Origin of the sequence: Bifidobacterium sp. ESL0704, from assembly GCF_029392075.1 — a bacterium.
Taxonomy (GTDB): domain Bacteria; phylum Actinomycetota; class Actinomycetes; order Actinomycetales; family Bifidobacteriaceae; genus Bifidobacterium.
In genome coordinates, this window is sequence record NZ_CP113929.1 from 1,627,378 (window position 1) to 1,648,215 (window position 20,838).

At 58.8% G+C, this 20,838-nt stretch carries 15 protein-coding genes, 1 tRNA gene and 1 riboswitch; of the genes, 5 read left to right on the top strand and 11 right to left on the bottom strand.

Annotated features, from left to right (window positions below; translation table 11 throughout):
* Positions 1-366: 366 nt before the first annotated feature.
* Positions 367-447 (top strand) — tRNA-Leu (locus OZX64_RS05840).
* Between the two features lie 295 nt (positions 448-742).
* Here the strand turns inward: OZX64_RS05840 and OZX64_RS05845 are convergent.
* The 4 genes from OZX64_RS05845 to eno form a co-directional block, all read right to left on the bottom strand.
* Entirely contained in the window at positions 743-1,756 is a 1,014-nt protein-coding gene (locus tag OZX64_RS05845; protein WP_277171998.1) for a Ppx/GppA family phosphatase, read from the bottom strand.
* A 140-nt stretch (positions 1,757-1,896) separates the two neighbouring features.
* The gene (locus OZX64_RS05850) at positions 1,897-2,418 is read right to left on the bottom strand and encodes a DUF501 domain-containing protein (protein WP_277174993.1); all 522 of its coding nucleotides are present in this window, start codon (positions 2,416-2,418) and stop codon (positions 1,897-1,899) included.
* A gap of 316 nt (positions 2,419-2,734) precedes the next feature.
* Positions 2,735-3,391, bottom strand: coding sequence for a septum formation initiator family protein (locus OZX64_RS05855; RefSeq protein WP_277172000.1), 657 nt, complete (start codon positions 3,389-3,391; stop codon positions 2,735-2,737).
* A 99-nt stretch (positions 3,392-3,490) separates the two neighbouring features.
* Positions 3,491-4,786 carry a phosphopyruvate hydratase gene (gene eno, locus OZX64_RS05860; RefSeq protein ID WP_277157153.1) on the bottom strand — a complete coding sequence of 432 codons (1,296 nt, stop codon included), beginning with the start codon at positions 4,784-4,786 and terminating at the stop codon, positions 3,491-3,493.
* 208 nt (positions 4,787-4,994) lie between these two features.
* A riboswitch (TPP riboswitch) is annotated at positions 4,995-5,135 on the top strand.
* Positions 5,136-5,283: 148 nt separating this feature from the next.
* On the opposite strand from eno, the gene OZX64_RS05865 reads away from it, so the two are divergent.
* The 3 genes from OZX64_RS05865 to OZX64_RS05875 all read left to right on the top strand — a co-directional run bounded on the left by OZX64_RS05865 (position 5,284) and on the right by OZX64_RS05875 (position 7,936).
* A complete protein-coding gene (locus tag OZX64_RS05865; RefSeq protein WP_277174994.1) occupies positions 5,284-6,036 on the top strand; it encodes an ABC transporter permease in 753 nt (250 codons plus the stop codon).
* A 113-nt stretch (positions 6,037-6,149) separates the two neighbouring features.
* Positions 6,150-7,163, top strand: coding sequence for an NrtA/SsuA/CpmA family ABC transporter substrate-binding protein (locus OZX64_RS05870; protein ID WP_277172001.1), 1,014 nt, complete (start codon positions 6,150-6,152; stop codon positions 7,161-7,163).
* Positions 7,164-7,171: 8 nt separating this feature from the next.
* Entirely contained in the window at positions 7,172-7,936 is a 765-nt protein-coding gene (locus OZX64_RS05875; protein ID WP_277174995.1) for an ABC transporter ATP-binding protein, read from the top strand.
* A 203-nt stretch (positions 7,937-8,139) separates the two neighbouring features.
* On the opposite strand, the gene mfd is transcribed toward OZX64_RS05875, so the two are convergent.
* From mfd to OZX64_RS05905, 6 genes are all read right to left on the bottom strand, one after another.
* The gene (gene mfd, locus OZX64_RS05880) at positions 8,140-11,658 is read right to left on the bottom strand and encodes a transcription-repair coupling factor (RefSeq protein WP_277174996.1); all 3,519 of its coding nucleotides are present in this window, start codon (positions 11,656-11,658) and stop codon (positions 8,140-8,142) included.
* 124 nt (positions 11,659-11,782) lie between these two features.
* Entirely contained in the window at positions 11,783-12,382 is a 600-nt protein-coding gene (gene pth / locus OZX64_RS05885; protein ID WP_277172003.1) for an aminoacyl-tRNA hydrolase, read from the bottom strand.
* 188 nt (positions 12,383-12,570) lie between these two features.
* Positions 12,571-13,062, bottom strand: a complete 492-nt coding sequence (locus tag OZX64_RS05890; RefSeq protein WP_277172005.1) for a GNAT family N-acetyltransferase — start codon at positions 13,060-13,062, stop codon at positions 12,571-12,573.
* 117 nt (positions 13,063-13,179) lie between these two features.
* A complete protein-coding gene (locus OZX64_RS05895; RefSeq protein WP_277172006.1) occupies positions 13,180-16,437 on the bottom strand; it encodes a UPF0182 family protein in 3,258 nt (1,085 codons plus the stop codon).
* Positions 16,438-16,612: 175 nt separating this feature from the next.
* Positions 16,613-16,948 carry an AzlD domain-containing protein gene (locus tag OZX64_RS05900; RefSeq protein ID WP_277174997.1) on the bottom strand — a complete coding sequence of 112 codons (336 nt, stop codon included), beginning with the start codon at positions 16,946-16,948 and terminating at the stop codon, positions 16,613-16,615.
* Entirely contained in the window at positions 16,948-17,817 is an 870-nt protein-coding gene (locus OZX64_RS05905) for an AzlC family ABC transporter permease (protein ID WP_277172007.1), read from the bottom strand. Before OZX64_RS05905 ends, OZX64_RS05900 begins: the two co-directional genes overlap by 1 nt.
* Before the next feature lie 347 nt (positions 17,818-18,164).
* Between OZX64_RS05905 and brnQ the strand changes: the two genes are divergently transcribed.
* Positions 18,165-19,616, top strand: a complete 1,452-nt coding sequence (gene brnQ / locus OZX64_RS05910) for a branched-chain amino acid transport system II carrier protein (RefSeq protein WP_277172009.1) — start codon at positions 18,165-18,167, stop codon at positions 19,614-19,616.
* Between the two features lie 248 nt (positions 19,617-19,864).
* Here the strand turns inward: brnQ and gnd are convergent, their stop codons facing one another.
* Positions 19,865-20,740 carry a phosphogluconate dehydrogenase (NAD(+)-dependent, decarboxylating) gene (gene gnd / locus OZX64_RS05915; RefSeq protein WP_277157404.1) on the bottom strand — a complete coding sequence of 292 codons (876 nt, stop codon included), beginning with the start codon at positions 20,738-20,740 and terminating at the stop codon, positions 19,865-19,867.
* Positions 20,741-20,838: the final 98 nt, after the last annotated feature.

Below are 20,838 nucleotides of genomic sequence, written 5' to 3' on the forward strand. Positions count from 1 at the left end.
CCATTAATTGGCACAGAAAAGGCAAAAGCACACATGCTCGAACGGCGAGTTCCAGACGCAAACCCGCCAAAACACGACGGGCACTCAATGCGTTTCGCCCAAATGTTTCCACGTTACCGTGATGAGCGCGCGGTCCGCCCCAGCCCGTCACAGGACCACTCTGCCTGCCATTCACGAACTGCCATCAGCTCGGGCCTGACGAACAGGACAGCCACGACGTACGGCACCGTCATCATGGCAATGAGCATCAAGGCGTAGGCAAATGAACCGCCGATTACGACAGCAGACCCATGCAAAATCCCCTTGCAACACCACAAGGTAGGGCGGGCATGGCATAATGATGGTTTGTCGGTTCGATGCCGACGTGCCCCCGTGGCGGAATTGGTAGACGCAGCTGACTTAAAATCAGCCGCCATTGGCTTGTGGGTTCGAGTCCCACCGGGGGTACTTTGCTTTCATCACTGAAAATATTGCAATTCCGGCATTTTCAAAAAACTCAAGCAGCACTCGCAGACTTCCATGAATTCATCTTGAGTTCATTTCGCAGCCAATTGAGTGCATGACTTCATCAACCGCACCTGGTGCAACGCTCAACCATGTACTTCGAATTCGGCCAGCACGAGAAGGCCAATCACTGTCAGTCATGCGCAATCTCATCTACGTTGCTGAATTCGGCCAGCATGTTAAAAGCAGACCTACTGCCACAACACCCGTCGTTGAGACGATTACTGACGCCACGAAATTAGTTTTTCAGCAGCTTTGCCCCGTAATCGAGCACGATGCCGTCCAAGAGGCCGTGGTCGCTGGAGACGAAAGAATCGATCGGCGCGCCGTGGTCGCGTTGCGCGGCCTGCGAGACGCGTGTGAGGATACGGTTCCAGACCAGCGCTCCCCCGCCGACCACGTCGATGCGGCCGGGATGGATCGTCTTGTAGGTCGCGCGTTCGGCGCGGGTCATGTTGAGGAAGCGATCGTCGACTTCGAAAATGTCCTTATACGATACGCGTACGCCGTCGACGGCACGATGATCGTAAGCCTTGAGGCCCAGTACCAGCGCGGTCATCGTGGTCACCGTTCCGGAGACGCCGATGATGGTGCGGGTCGATCCCGCCGGCACATGCCCGAATGCCTCATCGATATGCCGGTCGATGTCCTCGCTGGCCTCGGCAATCTCGTCTTGGGTCGGCGGATCAGAGCGCAAATGGCGTTCGGTCATGCGGACCGAACCGATGTTCATCGAAAACGCGGACTGCACGCTTGTCGCCGGCGCGGATTTTCCGTCGCCGCCCATCACCATCTCGGTGGATCCTCCCCCCAGATCGACTACCAGATAGGGGGCTTCCAGCCCTTTGCGCGGCACGCTTCCGGTGGCTCCCAAAAAACTCAGCGCGGCTTCCTCCGTACCGGCAATCACCTCGGGGCGTACACCCAGGATCGATTCGATGCCGTCCTCGAAATCCTTGCGGTTCTCGGCGTCTCTGGTGGCTGAGGTGGCGACGAAACGCAATCCATCCACCGGATGTTCCTTCAGCACCTGCGCAAAATCCTTGGCAGCGGCATACGCGCGCGCAAGGGCGTCCGAAGCGAAACGGTGGGTCTTGTCGACATCCTGGCCAAGCCTGATGACCTGCAGCATGCGCGGCACGATATCCTCCACACTGCCATCGGCGAACACCTTGGAGACCTTGAGACGGATGGAATTGGTGCCGCAATCAATTCCGGCAACGGTCACAAAATCCTTGTTTTCGTCTTTCATGCAACACCATCCGTTTTTGTCTCGTTTGTTTTGCCATCTTCGACATTATCCGTCCACCGCAACATTGCCGCCATTGCGGCCGCGCTCGAACACCCGCATCCATACCGCGACACGCCTGGCAGCAACGAGCCCAGGCCGCCTCAATCCAGCTGTGTGGTGCAACGGCAGACGTTCGGGGCGAACTCGTCGGCGATGCGTTTCATCACCATGTCGCCGACGGGGTTGGCCCCCTCACCCATCACCAGCGTCTGCGCCACGAGCGCGTGCAGGCATTTCACGCGCACAGGCATCCCTCCCGCGCTCGTGCCGGCGATATGCTCCTCGCTGTCGCCAAGACGGGTCGCGAGCTCGTGACGGAAGGCGAGATAAAGCCGATGTGCCTGCTCGTATTGCCCGCGGATCGTCTCGTCGTGCTGGACCAGATCGGTATAATGCCGCATCGAACCGTCCGCCTCGACCCGGGAGACGGCCTTGGTGGCCTCCGGACTGGTCAGGTAGCAGGTGGTGGGGAACGGAGTCCCATCGGGCAGCACAGGGCGCGTCACCACCGCCAGCGGCCTGCCGCACACACAACGCGCGCCGACGGCGACCATGCCACGCGGGAAACGTCCCAGTTGTTTGTTGACCAAAGCCACGTCATCATCGCTGGGTTTGCTGGCCATCACGCGGTCCACCAATGCCTTGGCCTGTGCCTTCAGGCCGCTTTCATCAATTCTGCTGGAAGACGGCGAATTATTGGAATCGGCAGAAGATCGCCGCTGCGCTTCCCGTGCGTTCGGGTTTACTGATTGTGTGGATTGGGATTGCTGTTCTTGCACGCTGTTCCTTATTTTCTGTGAGTCGATGAGTCGCTCTTGTTTATCGTTGTTTATTCAATGTATCGTCGATCAGTCAAATCCAACATCGCCAGCATGAACGCCCCAGAAATCGAAACCCACACGCCTGCCATAAGCCGAATCGCTGATAGTTGTCACTCGCCTATTGCCCACTTGCCTTGGCACCGGATTTTCCGCCATGTGCGTTGCCGCCGTCGGCCTTCTGGCCCTTTTGGTTCTGCGAATTCGTGACATTCTTATTATCCGTTTTATTATCCGTTGATTTGCTCTTATTCCCTGAATTCGGGACGGTAACGGCTTTCCCGCCAACGGCTTTGGGAGTGGTGACCTCATCGGTTTTGGCTTTTTTCAACGGCTCATCGGCTTTTTTGAAGCCGTAGGCCAGTTCCCGATACCAAGGCAAAGTGGGTTTGTCCGAATCGGCATCGTTCTGCTCGGCACTCTCGGATTTCGGTTTCACACCGGTGACCGCTTCAGGATGCTCGACATGGATGGCCTGTTCTCCCGGGAAGACGAAGCCCAGCCTCTCCCGCGCCTGGGCGGTGACATAGGCATTGTCGTTCCAACGCGAGATGTCATTTTCAAGATTCTGTTTTTTGACGACCAAAGCGGCTTCCTGCCGCTTAAGCCCGTTGAGCTCCGCAAGATTCAAAGCATAACTGTGAAAAGTCGCCGCCAATTGGATGGCACCAAGAACGACAATGAAAAAAGCGACGAAGAACGCAACCGGGCCTGAACCGCGGCGGCGGCTCTGCTTCTTGCCGCGCTCCACCTTGCTTTTCTCATTCGTAATGCCCATAAGACATAAAATACCCGTCACATTCGACTCAGCAGAGTCAATGCGACGGGCAACGCTCACAGCGCAACAAAGCACCGTGGCCGGAACTTCAGCTTGAAGTTACTTCATGTACTTCTTGCAAGCCTTGAACGCGGAATAGCCGGCGTACTCGGCGGTGGAGCCAAGCTCCTCCTCGATCTCGAGCAGGCGGTTGTACTTCGCGATACGCTCGCCACGGGCAGGAGCACCGGTCTTGATCTGACGGGTGTTCTTGGCGACGGCGAGGTCGGCGATGGTGGTGTCCGGGGTCTCGCCGGAACGGTGGGAGACCATGGAGGTGAAGCCGTTGGCCGTGGCGAGCTCGATGGCGTCGAGCGTCTCGGTGACGGTGCCGATCTGGTTGAGCTTGACCAGCAGGGAATTCGCGGCATGCAGGTCGATGCCCTTCTGCAGACGCTTCGGGTTGGTCACCAGCAGGTCGTCGCCGACGAACTGGAGCTTGTCGCCCATCTCAGCGGTGATCTTCTGCCATGCAGGCCAATCTTCCTCGGCGAACGGATCCTCGATGGAGACCAGCGGATACTTGGAGACGAGCTCCTTGTAGTAGTTCAGCATGTAGTCGGCATCGCGGTCGGCGCCGTCGAAGTGATAGGTGTTGGTGTCCTTGTTGTAGAACTCGGAGGACGCCACGTCGAGGCACAGGCCGATCTGCTCGCCCGGCTTGTAGCCGGCGGCCTCGATGGCCTGCATGATGTACTTCAGGGAATCCTCGTTGGTCTTCATCTTCGGAGCGAAGCCGCCCTCGTCGCCCAGACCGGTCTCATGGCCATCCTTCTTCAGGATGGACTTCAGGGTGTGATAGACCTCAACGCCGGCGCGCAGGGCTTCCTTATAGGAATCGAAGCCGTAGGGGGAGATCATGTATTCCTGGATGTCGGTGGCGAAATCGGCGTGTGCACCACCGTTCATGATGTTCATGTTCGGAACCGGCAGGATGTGGCCGTTGGTGCCGCCGATGTAGCGGTAGAGCGGCAGTTCGGCGGATTCCGCGGCGGCATAGAGGGCCGCGAGCGAGACGCCGAGGATGGCGTTGGCGCCGAGCTTGCCCTTGTTGGGGGTGCCGTCGAGCTCGATCATGGTGTCGTCGAGGGCACGCTGGTCGGTGGCGTCCATACCGATGACCTTGGGGGCGATGACCTCGTTGACGGCCTTCACCGCGTCGAGGACACCCTTGCCCTGATAGCGGGACTTGTCGCCGTCGCGGCGCTCCCAGGCCTCGGCCTCGCCGGTCGAAGCGCCGGAGGGAACCAGGCCGATGCCTTCGGCGCCATCAACGGTGTCGAGGGTGACCTTGACGGTCGGGTTTCCACGGGAATCGAGAATCTCGCTGGCATATACGCTTTCGATTGCTGCCACAATTACTCCTTTAAAGCTGGACTTACGTTAACAGTTCCAAGATTAATGTCTTTGATGGACGTAAACCAGCGAAATCGGCTTTTTTATGTGAGCGCTCACATATAGCGTGCGGACAAATTCTCCATATCTGCCGGGTCGCTAACGAGCTTTTCGTTTACCCAAGTCTTGAACGATTCGCGTCTCGATGTCCAGCTCGGGAGTTCTAATGCTTTTTGACATGGGGTGCCCAAGCCGAATGTCTGAAAAATACTGGCGCGCGACAGCGCAAAAGCGAACCGGCCGGGCTGAGATCATACCCATCGAACCTGATGTAGGTAATGCTATCGAAGGGATGTCCGATGCACAACGTTGCTGTGCGTCCGAAAAGCCATTCGGCAACTTCATCATCAGCATCGTCGACATCATCGGGCATGCGGCATATCGTCGGCATCCTCGATGACGCTGAAACCATGCCCTCCAAACGGGGTGCAGGCGCGAACCTGCTGCCACGGGAAGGCATGAGACTGCTGCGGATGACCGGCCCCTGGCTTTCCACGCTCGCTTTATGTCTCTGGTGGTTTTTCGCCACCTTGTCTCCAGCTGATTCTCGGCCTCTGCCCTCGCCTATCGAGGTTATCAAGGCATGCGGCGATCTGAACGCCGAAGGCTTGCTCTTCCCCTCGATCGGCATCAGTCTGGCCCGCGTGCTTTTGGGTCTGGTGCTGGGCATCGTCCTGGCCGTGCCCATCGCCGTCATCGCAGGCGCGTCAGCCATCGGCTTCGACCTTGTCGACAAACCGGTGCACATGCTGCGCGCCATACCGTTTCCAGCGCTTTCACCAGTGCTCATCATCATGCTGGGCATCGATGAATCCATGAAGATCGCGCTGATCGCCATTGGGGTGTTCGGTCTGATCTATGTCAATGTGCGCGACGGTATCCGTAACCTTGACCCCAAGCTCATCGAACTGGCCCAGGCATATCGATTGCCCAGACCGTTGGTGCTGCGCAGAATTCTTTTCCGGGGAGCCCTGCCGAGCTTCATGACCGGCCTGCGCTTCGCCATCACCGTGGCCTGGATCGCGCTAGTCACCTGCGAGACGGTCAATTCGTCGGTCGGCATCGGCTACATTCTCTCACGCGCCCAGCAGTTCTCACGTACCGATCAGATGGTGCTGTGCATCGTGCTCTACGCCATCTTCGGCCTTTCAAGCGAGGCCATCGTCGGCATGCTGCAACACGCGCTGACCCCATGGATGCGTAAGCACTGAGCCGAGTCGCTGCCCTGTCGGAATCATTTCTTATCAAAGTGCGGCAACTTCCCCATCTCAAGCCACCAGGCAAATTCGACTTACACAACAGACAACATTGAAGAAGGAAGATTATGACAAACCATCTCATCTCATCGTCGTTGAGCAAACATCATTCCGCGATACGTCGTCTATGCGCGGCGACCTGTACGCTAGCGGCCGTCGTGGCGTTGGCCGCCTGCGGCGCCCCTTCAGGGACATCGGGCACGTCGAAACCCGAAGACACCGTTCGCGTCGCCTACCTTTCGACGGCGAACTACCTGACCACGATACACAGCGAGTCATTCGTGGCCGAAACGATGAAGCCTTACACAGCCAAGTTCATGGGACCGTTCAACCCGCCGGACACCTCATACAAAGCCGTCTTGGCAGGCAAGGCCGACGCCGCCAGCACCGGGCTGGGAGCCTTCATCGATTTCATCGACCAGAAGCAGCCGTGGGTCGCCTTCGCCATCGAATACTATGACGGGGATTCCCAAGGCATCGTCGCCGCGCCGAATTCAAAGGTCACCACACTCAAAGAGCTCTACGGCAAACGCATCGGCATCGACAAGAAAGGCGCCACCGGCGATTACGTCGTCAACGCCGCGTTCCGCCATGCCGGGCTCGATCCGAAAAAAGTCACCGAAGTCGAGCTGAGCCAGACGGATTTCGCCGCCGCGTTCACATCCGGAAAAATCGACGCCTTGGCCACCTACGACCAGAACCTCGCCACAGCGATGGCCACCCCCGGTGCCCGCCTCATCACCAATGGACAACACTATGATTCCAAGAATGTGAGCGTGCATATGGTATCGAAGAAATTCGCCGACACGCACCCGCAAATCGTCAAGAAACTCTATCAGGCGTTGGTCAAGGAATCCGACAAGGCCCAAAAAGATCCCGAGTTCATCTATCAGACCTACAAGCAATTCGGAGCCTCCGACACCATCATCAAGCAGGTGAGAAAATTCGATATACCGAAGATCCTGCCGGTGGACGCCAAAGGCAAGAAGATGGTTGACGACATCGCACAGCAATATGTCGATTTCGGTTTCATCAAGACCAAACCGGACATCGACTCCCATATCATCGACTGCACGAAATGAGGGCGAATATGCCGCCACGGCTTTCAAGACAATCCGACGATCGTCCCCTGCTCTGTCTGCGACATATCGGTCTCTGCTTTGCCGATAAACCAATCCTCCGCGATATCAACGCCACGGTGAATACAGGCGAATTCGTCTCGCTGATCGGCCGCTCAGGATGCGGCAAATCTACGCTGCTGCGCATTGTAGCGGGACTTCTTACGCCGCTCACCGGAACGATGGAGGCCACACAATCGTTCGCGCTCGCCTTTCAAGACGCCAGGTTGGTGCCGTGGATGAGATTGTGGGACAACGTGACATTGGGGTTGCCGGGCTCGAAGAGCGACCGGAGAAATATCGCACAGAAAGCCCTGGCGCAGGTGCAGCTTGCCGACCACACCGATTCCTGGCCCTCGTCCCTTTCCGGTGGACAGGCGCAACGGGCCTCGTTGGCCAGGGCTTTGGTACGTGATCCCAAGCTTCTGCTGCTCGACGAGCCATTCGGCGCCCTTGATTCGCTCACACGTTTTGACATGCAGAACCTGTTGGCCTCGTTATGCGCCAGGCATCAATGGGGAGTCTTGATGGTCACCCATGACATCGCTGAGGCCACGCGCCTGTCCGACCGCGTGCTGGTGCTCTGCGACGGAGAGATTTCCGACGACATCCACATCGACCGCAATAATCTGGACGACGAGGGACGCCCCCAAAACCACACACAAATCGAAGATCGGCTACGCGGGACGTTATATGGCAAAGACAGCGGAACGCAGGAGGCAAGATCTGCCAACTAAGGTGCGGATCATCAAACCGCCTTCGTGAACAACAACAAAAGGTCCACTCGGCGGCAGCGGCTATCGACCGGCAACGGTTCCCGGCATGCTTGGTACCTTCAGATCGCCGGCCTCCATCTCGGGATGCCGCAACGCTTCAAAGCCGTTGATCACTAGCATCGGCCATCCGTTTGATTGTGCCGATGCCGGTTGTCCTGCTCTACCTAACGCGAGCCTCCACGCCACGCCAGATCTTCGAGCAGCTGGTCAGCCCAGCCCATCACCTCGGGGCTGCTCATCGGCTTGCCGCCAAGCGAACCGCCGAATGGCGCGGGAATCAGGAGCGTATGGGTGACCGGACGATACTGCGAGCCCTTGTAGATGCGGGAAATACGCATCTGCAGCGACTCGGGCGGGTCGATCTTGGCAACACGGACGCGATTGCCCTGTGTGACGATTTCGGAAATGCCGAGCTCACGGGCTTTTCTACGAAGCCTGGCGACATCGAAGAGGGTGTCGAATTCTTCTGGCAGTGCTCCGTAGCGATCGGTCAGTTCTTCACGAAGCTCGGTAAGGTCTTCCTCGGTGCGCGCACTGGCCAGCTTGCGGTAGGCCTCGAGACGCAACTTGTCAGAATCGATGTAGTCGACCGGAATCGAAGCTTCAATCGGCAGATCGATGGTGACGGCGACGGATTCTTTGCGCTCAGGTTCCTTGTATTTTTCGACGGCGTCGGAGACCATGCGCACGTAGAGGTCGAAACCGACGCCCTCGATGTGCCCGCTCTGCTCGCCGCCGAGCAGATTGCCGGTGCCGCGCAGTTCGAGGTCCTTCATGGCCACGTCGAAGCCGCTTCCGAGCGCCGTGTTCTGGGCGATGGTGGCGAGCCTGTCGTGCGACTGCTGGGTCATCGGCTTGCTTGGATCGTAGAGGAAGTAGGCGTAGGCGCGTTCCCGGCCCCGCCCGACACGGCCACGCAGCTGGTGCAGCTGGCTTAAGCCGAAACGGTCGGCGTGGTCGACGATCAGCGTGTTGGCATTGCTGATATCAAGTCCCGTCTCGATGATCGTGGTGCAGACGAGTACGTCGATATCACGATGCCAGAAGTCCTGGATGATGTTGTCGAGCTGCTTCTCCCCCATCTTGCCGTGGGCGATGCCGATCTTCGCTTCCGGGATGAGCTCGTGGATTTTCGAGGCGACCTTGTCGATGTCGTTGACACGGTTGTGCACGTAGAAGACCTGTCCGCCGCGCAAGAGCTCACGACGAATCGCCGCGGTGACCTGCGCGTCCTCGTAGGCGCCGACGTAGGTGAGCACGGGCAGACGGTCTTCGGGAGGGGTGGCCAACGTCGACATCTCACGAATGCCGGTGACGGCCATCTCAAGCGTTCTGGGGATCGGGGTCGCGGAAAGCGAAAGCACGTCGATATTGGTGCGCAGCGCCTTCAGGGTCTCCTTGTGCTCGACGCCGAAACGCTGTTCCTCGTCGATGATCAGCAGGCCCAGGTCCTTGAACTTGATTTTCGGGTTCAACAGCTTGTGGGTGCCGATGACGACATCGACTTTGCCGGACTCAAGGTCTTTGAGGGTTTCGTCGATCTCCTTTTTGCTTTGGAATCGGCTCATCGCGGCGACGTCGACCGGGAAGCCCTCATAGCGTTGCGTAAACGTCTCGTAATGCTGCTGCACCAGCAGCGTGGTCGGGGCCAGAATGGCGACCTGCTTGCCGTCCTGCACGGCCTTGAACGCTGCGCGCACCGCGATCTCGGTCTTGCCGAAACCGACGTCGCCGCAGATGAGGCGGTCCATCGGCACCGGCTTTTCCATGTCGGCCTTGACCTCGTCGATGGTGGTGAGCTGGTCGGCCGTCTCCTGATAGGGGAAGGCGTCCTCCAGCTCCTTCTGCCACGGGGTGTCCGGGCTGAAGGCGAAGCCCTTGGCCTGCTGACGGGCGGAGTAGAGCTTGACCAGGTCATCGGCGATTTCATGGACGTGCTTGCGCGCCTTGGCCTTGGTCTGCGCCCAGTCGGAACCGCCGAGTTTGTTGAGCTTGGGCTTGTCGGCGCCGATGTATTTGGAGACCTGATCGAGCTGATCGGTGGGGATGAACAGCTTGTCGGCCGGCGCGTTGCGTTTGGACGGTGCGTATTCGATGACCAGATATTCGCGGGTGGCACGGTTGGCGCCCATCCCTGTGGTGCGCTGGCGCATTTCGACGAAACGGCCGATGCCGTGTTGCTCGTGGACGATGTAGTCGCCGGCCTTGAGCTCCATCAGATCGATGGCCTTGTGGCGGCGACGCGAGGTCTTGCGCTGGGCGACGGCACTGGTCTTGCCGGTCAGGTCGCGCTCGGTCAAGAGGGCGAACTTGGCGGCGGTATCGATGAAACCGTCCATGGCCTGCGAACGCACGGTGTCGAATCGCGTCACCCCGGTCTGGCCGAGGGCACGCTTCAGGCGCGACAACGTACCGTTCGCAGCAGCGGTAATCGTCACTTCGAAACCGTCGTCAATCAGGCCTTCGACGCCAGTGGTGGCACGCTTTTCGTCGCCGCGATACTCCTCGGGAACCGAAGCGCTGAACTGGACATGACCGGCCATGTTCTGGTCCACACCAAAACTGGTAAGCCTCCAGACATCATGGTTGGAGAATTCAAGCGAACGGACGGTTTCTTCGAAGTCAAGGAAACTCGCTTGGTCAAAACTGATGGGCGCACCTGCCCCGTGACCGCTCGCAGCCACATGCCAGCTGGCGGCGAGGAACTCGTTGCCGGTTTTGGCGAGGTCGGCGGCGGCACGACGCAGTTTTTCAGGGTCGGAAAGCATGATGACCGCGTCTTTTGGCAGCATCGTGGCCACCGGCTGCATATCGTCGATCAGCGCTGGAATCAGCGATTCCATGCCTTCCACCGGAATAGAGTCCGCGATGGATTGCAGCATGTCGTCGGCATTGGGAATTTGGCCGATCAGCGATTTTGCACGGGCACGCACCTTGTCGGTCAACTGCAGTTCACGGCAGGGCGTGGCCCAGACGGTATCGACGCCGTCACCGTAGGTGCGCTGATCGGAGGCATGGAACTCTTTGATGGTGTCGATCTCATCGCCGAAAAACTCGATACGCACCGGATGCGGAAGGGTCGGCGGGAAGACGTCGACGATGCCACCGCGCACCGCGAACTCGCCGCGGTTAACGACCAGATCGACACGGGTATAGGCGTTTTCGACAAGTCTTGCAGAAACCTCATCCAGCGCAATCTCGTGTCCGACCTTGAACACCAACGGTTCCACATCGCCGAGGCCGGCAACCACCGGTTGGATAAGCGAACGCACCGGCATGACGAGGATTCGGATGGGACCGAACATGGCGCTGTGCTCCTGCGGGTGGCATAGCCTGCGGAAAACGGCCATGCGGCTGGCCACGGTGTCGGCACGCGGCGACAGACGTTCGTGCGGCAGCGTCTCCCACGCTTCGAGCTGGCTCACCTCGTCGGGAGCTCCCCCATACCACGAACGTATCGAGTTGACGGTCTCCTCGGCTTCACGGCTGGAGGACACCACCATCACCACGGAAGAGTACTGTGCCCGCGCGGCCGCGAGCGCCGGTCGGATGCCCTCCGGAGCGCCGACCGTCAGCGCCTGGTCCGCCGCACCATCAGGGGCTTCGATTTCGCCGGCGAGCAAATCACGGAACGCCCCATCATCGTCAAGACGCGGCAGAAAACCGGCAAGCGAACCGGACATATCCTTGACCTGCGTTTTTTCTTGTTCTGCGTTCCGTTTCGATTGATTCACCGATTGAGATGTTGACGTTTCTGCTTCGCCTTTGTTGATACGCTTTGGTGTATTCGCGGAACGGCCTTTCGCTTCAGCGGCCATTGAACCGCTCCTGCGCCTCGGCCAGGCCGGAGAACATGATGGTTTCCGCCGCATCGGCGCCATCGGCGAGGAATTCCGGCAGCTCCTTGCGTTGCTGCCCGGAGAACCCGCCAAGCACCCAATTGACCGTGTTCTCATGGGCGTGCGGACCACGAGCGGCGTGGCCGGTGCCCATACGAACGCGTGCATACTTGTTGGTTCCGAGCGACTTGTCGATCGAACGGATGCCGTTGTGCCCGCCCGCCGAACCACCGGCCTTGACCTTGATCCGTCCGAAATCGAGATCCATATCATCGTGAATGGCGATGATACGGCTGGGATCGATGTCGTAGTATTGCGCAATCGACGAAACGGCATCACCGGAATCGTTCATATACGTCAACGGCTTGGCAAGGAAGAACTTGAGGCTTGTGCCGTTGAGATTCATCACACCCTTGCCCAGCTCGGTCAACCCTTTATGGTCGCTCAAACTCACCGACCAACGCTGCGCCAACACATCGGCGACCATGAAGCCCATGTTGTGGCGGGTGCCTTCGTATTTCTTGCCGGGGTTGCCCAGTCCTGCGATCAACCAGAATTGTGATGCCATCTCTCGCTTCGTTCTTTCCTAAGACATTAAGCCATATATCGGGTCTATTCAACGCAAACCGTCTCGATTCGGGCATGACAAAACACCCCGAAATTCGGTTATCCAATTGCCCATCATACCGATTCCGACAGACTCTTGGCTGCACCTCACGGCGAACACGTCTCCGGTCAGCAACCAAATCGGATATATCACAGATCGAGATACCAATAGGACATATCCAGATAGCGGTGGCCGTCGAAGCAGGCTTGCGGCAGGAAGCCGTAGCGGGTGAAGCCGAAGTGCTTCATCAACGCGATGGAGCCGGCGTTGCTGGCGAAGATCAGCGCGTTGGCCTTGCGGTTGCCGAGCTGCCTGGCTTTGTTGACCAGCCAGGACACCATCTGCGTGCCATACCCCTTTTGCTGCGCGGCAGTGGCAATGTAATAGCTCAATTCGACCACGCCATCATAACCGGCACGTGGATGAAAACGCGACAGAGAGCCGAAACCGACTACCTTCCCGTTCTCGTCCTCCAAGACCACCACGGGAAAATCATGACGCGGCTCGTGACTGGCCACCCAGGCGCGACGCTGCTCAAGCGTGCGCGGGGTCAGGTCGGCCGTCGAACCGCCGGCGACGACAGCCTCGTTGTAAATGTCGGTAATCGCCTGCAAATCGCTGTCCGACGCCTCTCGAATCATGGCCTCCCCTTGTTTCGTTGCTCATGACTGTACTGTCTGAATATGATAACGGCGTTGTGCGAACAGCATTGAAATACCGTTGCCCACACAACGCCGTTAGCGCGGTCTGCTACCGGCTTATTGCTGCTGGCCTTCCAGCTGCAGGGCACGATTCAGCTGGTCGTTGAGCTCCTGCTGGGCCTTGCCGTAGGCCGCCCAGTCGCCCTTCTTCATGGCGGCATCGGAATCCTTCATGGCCTGCCCCGCCTTGTTCAAGGCATCTTTCAAATCAGGATTGTTGGTGACGGCCCCGGTAGAACCGGAGGAACCGACGGCACCGTTCTTGCCGTTGGACTTGTCAGCCGTCCCTCCTTGAGCCTCGGAGTTGGCGGACGAGGAATCACCGGCTGCGGCACCGCCCTTGTTTTCGGCGTCGCCGGCCGATGCGCCGGAGTCCCCTCCGAAGACCTGATCGAGCGCCTCATCCAGGGTGTCGGCGAAACCTACCTGATCGCCGAAGGCCACCAGGACCTTCTTCAGGAGCGGGAAGCTGGTGGCGCCGCTGGATTTGACGTAGACGGGCTCGACATAGACCAGTCCGCCGCCGAGAGGCAACGTCAGGAGATTGCCGCGCACCACCTTGGTGGATCCGGCTTCCAAGAGGTTCAGTTCCTTGGAGACGTCCGCGTTGGAGTTGAAGTTGTTCTGCGCCTGACCCGGTCCGGGCACATTAGCGTCCTTCGGCAACTCCTGCAATCGTATGGTGCCGTAATTCGGCCCTATCTTGCCCTTGGTGTTCCCGGCGTCCGAATCGACGGAAAGGAATCCGGTCAGAATCTCACGCGTGGAGCTGCCTGCGGGGATGTAGGTGGAGGTCAATGAGAACAGCGGCCGCTTGGAGCCACCAGTCTTCAGCGTCAGATAGTACGGCGGCTGCAGCACATCGCGTTGCTGGGCGTCCTTGGCCTCGGTCGGGTCGACCGGGGTCTGCCAGAAATCCTCGCCCGAGAAGAACTGGCCCGGGCTGGTGACATGGTACTTCGAAAGCAACTGGCGCTGCACCTTGAAGAGGCTTTCCGGATAGCGCAGATGGCTCATCAGGTCTCCCGAGATATCGGAAATCGGATGGTACTGGCCCGGGAAGATCTTCTGCCAGGCCTTGATGATCGGGTCCTTCGTGTCCCAGGTATAGAGATCGACCGAACCGTCATAGGCGTCGACCGTGGCCTTCACCGAGTTGCGGATGTAGTTGGCAGGCTGCGAATTGAGCCCCTGCACGGTCTTGGAAGTGATCGTGGTCGAATCCTGGGTGGCGACGCCGAGATCGGTCATCTGCGAATACGGATAGGCGTCCGAGGTCGTGTAGCCGTCGACGATCCATTTCACCCGGCCATTGACCACCGCCGGGTAGACACGTCCGTCAAGCGTCAGGTACGGGGCGACCTTGGCCACGCGGTCACGCGGGCTGCGATCGTAAAGAATCTGCGAGTCGGAGGTGACACGGTCGGAGAAGAAGATCTGATCGCTGCCGAAACGGATGGCGTAGAGCAGACGGGTCAGCATGTTGTTGACCTTCGGACCGCCATTGCCGTTGAATGTGTTGGAAGCGCCTGTGGATCCCTTCGGGTAATCGAACTCCCACGGCGCGGTGCCTTTGGGCGAACCGACGATGGAGTATTCCGGTGAGTTCGGCGAGAAGTAGATGCGCGGCTGGTAGTGCTGCGACTTCGTCAGCTTGCCCTGGGTGGGGATGCCGGACTCGAAGAACTCAGGATTGCCGTCGCTGGTCACCTTGTTGCCGTAAGCGGCGACGACGCCGTAGCCATGAGTGAAGACGGTGTGGTCATTGACCCAGTTGCGATTGTCGTTGCCGTTGATGTTGAGCTCGCGGGCGGCGATGACGGTGTCCTGGCTCTTGCCATCGATGTCGTATTTATCGACCGCCAGGGAATCGGCGAACTGATAATACTGCTTGGACTGCTGCAGCTGCTTGAACGTCGGCGAGATGACCTCCGGGTCGAGCAGACGAATCTGCGCCGTGGTCTCGGGATCGTTGGCCAAAGCCCCGGACTTGCCTTCGGTGGTGGCGTTGTAGCCGCCTACCTTGACCTTGTCGAGACCGTAGGCCTGCTGCGTCGCCTTGATGTTGCGGGCGATATAGGAGGACTCCATCTCCTGCTCGTTGGGGCTGACCTTGAAACGCTGCAGGAGCATCGGCCAGAGCATGCCGAGCACGATGGCCACGACCACAACGGCGGCGACGGCGATCATCGGCACACGCCAGGCCTTCACTGCCGCCACCACACGAACATTCGGCGAGGCCGGACCATCGAAGGAATGGGAGCGCATGAGCCAGATACCCAGCAGGAGCCCGAGAATCGCCGTGAGAGCCGCGAGGATGAAGGTGACCGGAACGTTGGCATGCACCGTGGTGTAATCGGCACCGGTGAAGCGGTTACTGCTTTGGGTGAGCGTGTTGAAGACGCCGATGACCTGGCGCGCGGCCCAAGCGAGCATGTTCAAGATGAACCAGACGCTGATCTGACGACGCGCGTACTTGGTCATCGTCATGATGCCGTGCCCGTTGACCGGCATGGTGATGCGGATGCCGCCCATGGCGAAATGCGTGACCACCGAGAAGAGCAGTCCGAAGAAGAGCAGCATGCTCAACGCCGAAAGCATGAGATTGAGACCGGGAAGAATGAAAACGTAGAAGCCATTGTCGATGCCGAATTGCGGGTCGCTCACGCCGAAGCGCTGAGCGTGGAACATCAGCAGAACCTCGGACCAGTTCGAATTGAACTGGGCACCGAAAATAAGCCCGACGATCAGCGAGATGATGACCGCCACGCGCCTGGCCGTCTTGGAGCTGACGGACTTGCCGACCTCGATGACATCGCCCTTGACGCGAATCTTGGAACCGTCCGCGGAATCCGGACGCTTGCGAATGGCCCTGGTGGCGGCGAAATAGCTCACCAAAGCCATCAATACCGCGAACGCGACCCACAGACCGACCTTCGTCCACAGCTGAGTCCACACCACCGATTGGAATCCAAGCTGGCCGAACCACATGAGATCGGTGACAAAATGATCGAGACCGAACAGCAACGCCAGAATCAGCGCCACGACCACCACTACACCGATGAAGACCTTCGTCCCTTTGGACATGCCTTCGGGCTGGTAGTTCGCACGTCTCGTCAGACGCGGGTTGCCGTTGCGGGGCGGCCAGAAATCGCCTGCGGAGAAGTTCTGGCGCCTGTTACCATCGTGGGCGTCGTCATCGCCGTCGGTGTGGATATGCAGGATTGTAGGGTCATCGTCATCGTCGTCGCCACGATAAGGATGGGGGCCATTGCTCGGCCCCGGGAACCCGCCGAAAAAGTCAAAGAAGGACATGTCTCAATCGTAGCGAAAGGTGTCGCCCGTCACAGACCGATATATCAAGGAACACGCCCGGGATCCGTCTAGTCCGCGCCCTTCGAAAACGAAAGCGCTGCAAGAATACTTGCGTGCCTGTTCCCTCCCTGTGAAGCCGCACAGTAGGACGGTGCCATCCGCCGCCCAGCCGACCTCACGCGAATACCGTCTGCACCAACACCATATAAAGGACGGTACTCACGAAAATCGCCAACAGCGAATTGTGTCGCCATCGGTATATCAGCGCAAGAACGGCGATGGCGATAAGCATGGGAATGCCGTGGTCGCCCGAAACGAACGATACGTTTTTGAGCGCATAGACCACCAACATACCGGTCATCGCATAGGGCAACACGTCGCCGAGATAACGAATGAGCCGCGGAGGGGTCTTCGAATCAGGGAACAGCAGGAACACCGTGAAACGGGTGGCCATCGTGGCGAAGACGACCACGGCTATGGTGATAGCGGCCTGCGTCGTACTCATGGTCATCATCGTCCATCCTCCCTTTCCTGGCTGCCCGCTGCCGTTTGAGCAAGCGCGCCGGCATTGGCTTTGCCACCTACGTCGGCAGGCTCTCCATCGGTAAATGCATCAAGATTCCCGGCGAAATCACCGCCATCGCAGCGATCGGACGAATCCGGTTTGAGCTCCTCCAACCAAGGACGCAACACCAGGAAAACGACCAGCATGCCCGCCAGCGCAGGCAACATGAAATTCTTCGGTCCGAAGGCAAGCAGACAGGCCAGCGATACCGCAAGCCCGACCAACGCCGGTGTATGCCCGCGTAAGGTGTGCGGCGATGACGACCACTGGTCCAGCAGAATCGAGACGAACATGGCGACCATGGCAAACTCGACGCCTTTCACGGAAAACGGCAGCACGCCGCCGATCAGCCACCCCAGGGCGGCGCCAGAGACCCAATAGCAGTAATCAAGCACGGAGACCCAGAGCATGAACCAGCCGCGATCAATGGTATCCGGCACTTTCGCCGACGAATTGATGGCGAACGTCTCGTCGCACATCCAGAAAACAAGCAAAGGCTTCTTCCATCCCAATCCATGAAAGGGACGAAGCATTGCCAGACCATAGAAGAAGTGACGGCTGTTGACCATCAGCGTCATCACGAACGCGGCGAACGGATTGAAGGCGCTCAACAGCAGATCGATGGTGACGAATTCCATGGATCCGGCGAAAATGAACGCCGCCATGCAGACCGGGTAGATGAGTGAGAATCCCTTGGAAAACATCAGCAGCCCGTATGAGAGGCCGGTCAGCACGAAGCTGGCGCAGATCGGCAGGGTACGCGGAAACGCCTCGCGAAAGGCCGCCAGCACTGTTTTCCCGGATGACACCGCCATCCATCCTCCTCCCTGCAAGCCGCCGAACTCTTTTCGGTAATATCGGCCATACTATAAAAACGGTTCGGCCCGTCCTCCATGCCGATCACACTGTGAGCATCCCTGAGCGGCTTTGCGGGCAAACCGGCACCGTCGCGTCGATACCGTCCGAACCGCACAAACGGCGGAACGGACCGTTGCCGCACCTGTATGCCCCTCGAAGCAGCCGCATTGTTGAGCATAGCGATGCCTATATGTATTGTCGGCTCGCCAACGCTTGGCGTTACTGGCGCATATAGTGAAACCAGAATCCGGATAGTGGATGCAACGGCATCGATTGCACCACGCAGAGTTATATTGGAAGTTTTATGGCCAACACTGTCAGCAACGCACCATCAGAACAGACTGCCGAACCGCGACAGGATACGGCATCCGCGAATTCCCGCGGCGACGCCCAAGGCCTGAGTGCAACAAGACTGAACGGCCGGCACCGCCTCGTCGTCGCGTTCACCTTCTTCTCCATGTTCTTCGGGGCGGGCAACCTCATCTTCCCGCCGCTGATGGGGGCCCAAGCGCAAAGCGCGGCGCTGCCCGCCACCATCGGCTTCATCATCTCGGCGGTAGGTCTGCCGATTCTGGGCGTGCTGGCGGTGGCCTCGGCAGGCGGCTTCGAGCACCTTGCATCGCGCGTCTCCCCCAAGTTCGCCGCCATGCTGGCATTCGTCATCATCATGGCCATCGGACCCTGCTTCGCCATTCCCCGCACCGCCACGACTTCCTATGAAATGGCGATAACCCCCTTCGTCGGCGAAAACAACCGTTTGGCGCTGCTGCTCTATTCCATCGTCTTTTTCGCTTTGTCGTTCCTGTTGAGCCAACATCCCGAAAAACTCTCGAAATCGCTGGGACGCTTCATGGGGCCGTTGCTCCTGGTGCTGATCGCGGTCATGTTCGTCTCCTGCATCTTCATCGGCCACGGGGCGTTGGGCAAACCGTTCGGCGACTATGCGAACGGCTCGCTGGTTTACGGGTTCGTCAACGGCTACCAGACGATGGACCTGCTGGCCGCGCTGTATTTCGGTATCGTCATCTCGGCCAATATCTCCCAGTTCGGCGTCACCGACACCAAAGCGAACCGACACGAAACCGGCATCGCAGGCGCAGGCGCCGGCATCTTGCTCATCCTGATATACGCTGCGCTGTCGTTCATCGGGGCGGTGAGCGGTTCCATCAAATCCGCGAACGGCAAGGATGACACCGGGGCGACGGTGCTGACCAACCTCACCACCTCGGCTTTCGGCTCGATCGGCACCGCATTCGTCGGTTTGATCTTCGTACTCGCCTGTTTCAACGTGTGCACCGGTCTTATCTCCACATGCGCGACGTATTTCGAGAACACCTTCCCCACCGTTTTCGGGCATCCAGTCAAATACCGCGCATGGAGCGTTTTCTTCGCCGTCTTCAGTTTCATCGTCTCGAACGCGGGCCTGAGCGCCATCATCACCGTCTCATTGCCGGTGCTGGGCGCGCTCTATCCCATCGCCATCATCCTGGTGCTGCTCAATCTTGTCGAGAAGCCGTTCTCGTCGAAGTTCCCACGCGTTTATTTCTGGACGGTGCTGCTGGTGGCGCTCTTCACCATCTTCGATTGCATCGTCAAACTGCTTGCCGTTTTCGGGCTTCCGATGACCTCGGTGAGTCGGGCACTGGCGACCTTGCCGCTGTATGACGCGCAATTGACCTGGCTCATTCCTGCCGCAGCCGGTATCGTCATCGGTGTCATCGACAGCGCAATCCGCTCCCGCCATCAGGCAAAATAAAGACTCGGCCAATCTGATTATGCCTGATCGATTTGGCGAAATGACAATCGAACAGTTGCCATGATCCTGTAAAAATCCGAAGGTATCGGTTTTTCGCATATTGCCGGATAGAGCGGCTGCCTGCTTGCCGGCAAAACAATTTGTGGGGGGCTCCGTTTCAACGAACGGAACCCCCCACACCATCAATGCCGCGTTATTATTGCATTTCGTAATCAAACTATGCTCAACGCGTTTGGATACGCTTCAGCTCAGGCCTTGGTGATATGCCCGCCGAACTGGTTGCGCATCGCGGTGACGACGCGCAATACGTCATCGGCGCCGCCGCGCGAAGCCTGACGGGTGAACAGGCCTGCGCTGATGGCCGGGGTCGGCACGCCGAGCTCGGCCGCAGCCTCGATCGTCCATCGCGCCTCGCCGGTCTCATCGGCCACCGGCGGCATGCTCTTCAGATCCGGATCGTCCTTCATCGCCCGCACCACCAGGTCGAGCAGCCAGGAATCGACCACGCTGCCAGCGCGCCAGGAAGCCATGACTTCGGCGGGATCATCGATATACTCGCTGCGTTCCATCGTTGCAAAACCTTCGCCGAACGCCTGCATCATGCCGTATTCGATGCCGTTGTGCACCATCTTGGCGAAGTGACCGCCGCCCACCGGTCCGGCATGCACGAGGCCGTCCTTGCCTTCCGGTTTCAACGCCTCGAGAATCGGCAGAGCGCGCTGATATTCCTCATCGGTGCCACCAGCCATCAGGGCGTAGCCGCGTTCCTCGCCCCAGACACCGCCGGAGACGCCGCAATCCATGTATTCGATACCCTTTTTCGCCAGCTTTTCGGCGTTGGTCTTGTCGTCGGTATACCGGCAGTTGCCGCCGTTGATCACCATATCGCCCGACTCGAGCAGGTCCATCAGCTCGTCGAGCGTACTGTCCGTCGCCTTGCCTGCGGGTACCATAATCCAGATGATGCGCGGCGCGTCAAGGCGCGAGACCAGTTCCTTGAGACTTGAGACATCACGACCGGACTCAGGGCTCAGATCGTATCCCACGACCTCATGGCCTGCCTCGCGAATCCTTTTGGCCATGTTGCCGCCCATGCGTCCAAGGCCAATCATGCCAAGCTGCATCTTTTCCTCCTTGAGAAACAACCCTTGCTATCAATAAGAGCATACCATATTTTTTAAAGATACTACTTTTAAACTCTATCAGATTTTCTTTTTTATTA

Excerpts from the sequence above, each read along its gene's own strand:
- OZX64_RS05845 (WP_277171998.1), bottom strand. The coding sequence starts at position 1,756 with ATGAAAGACGAAAACAAGGATTTTGTGACCGTTGCCGGAATTGATTGC.
- OZX64_RS05850 (WP_277174993.1), bottom strand. The coding sequence starts at position 2,418 with ATGGCCAGCAAACCCAGCGATGATGACGTGGCTTTGGTCAACAAACAA.
- OZX64_RS05855 (WP_277172000.1), bottom strand. The coding sequence starts at position 3,391 with ATGGGCATTACGAATGAGAAAAGCAAGGTGGAGCGCGGCAAGAAGCAG.
- OZX64_RS05865 (WP_277174994.1), top strand. The coding sequence starts at position 5,284 with ATGAGACTGCTGCGGATGACCGGCCCCTGGCTTTCCACGCTCGCTTTA.
- OZX64_RS05870 (WP_277172001.1), top strand. The coding sequence starts at position 6,150 with ATGACAAACCATCTCATCTCATCGTCGTTGAGCAAACATCATTCCGCG.
- OZX64_RS05875 (WP_277174995.1), top strand. The coding sequence starts at position 7,172 with ATGCCGCCACGGCTTTCAAGACAATCCGACGATCGTCCCCTGCTCTGT.
- mfd (WP_277174996.1), bottom strand. The coding sequence starts at position 11,658 with ATGTCCGGTTCGCTTGCCGGTTTTCTGCCGCGTCTTGACGATGATGGG.
- pth (WP_277172003.1), bottom strand. The coding sequence starts at position 12,382 with ATGGCATCACAATTCTGGTTGATCGCAGGACTGGGCAACCCCGGCAAG.
- OZX64_RS05890 (WP_277172005.1), bottom strand. The coding sequence starts at position 13,062 with ATGATTCGAGAGGCGTCGGACAGCGATTTGCAGGCGATTACCGACATT.
- OZX64_RS05895 (WP_277172006.1), bottom strand. The coding sequence starts at position 16,437 with ATGTCCTTCTTTGACTTTTTCGGCGGGTTCCCGGGGCCGAGCAATGGC.
- OZX64_RS05900 (WP_277174997.1), bottom strand. The coding sequence starts at position 16,948 with ATGACCATGAGTACGACGCAGGCCGCTATCACCATAGCCGTGGTCGTC.
- OZX64_RS05905 (WP_277172007.1), bottom strand. The coding sequence starts at position 17,817 with ATGGCGGTGTCATCCGGGAAAACAGTGCTGGCGGCCTTTCGCGAGGCG.
- brnQ (WP_277172009.1), top strand. The coding sequence starts at position 18,165 with ATGGCCAACACTGTCAGCAACGCACCATCAGAACAGACTGCCGAACCG.
- gnd (WP_277157404.1), bottom strand. The coding sequence starts at position 20,740 with ATGCAGCTTGGCATGATTGGCCTTGGACGCATGGGCGGCAACATGGCC.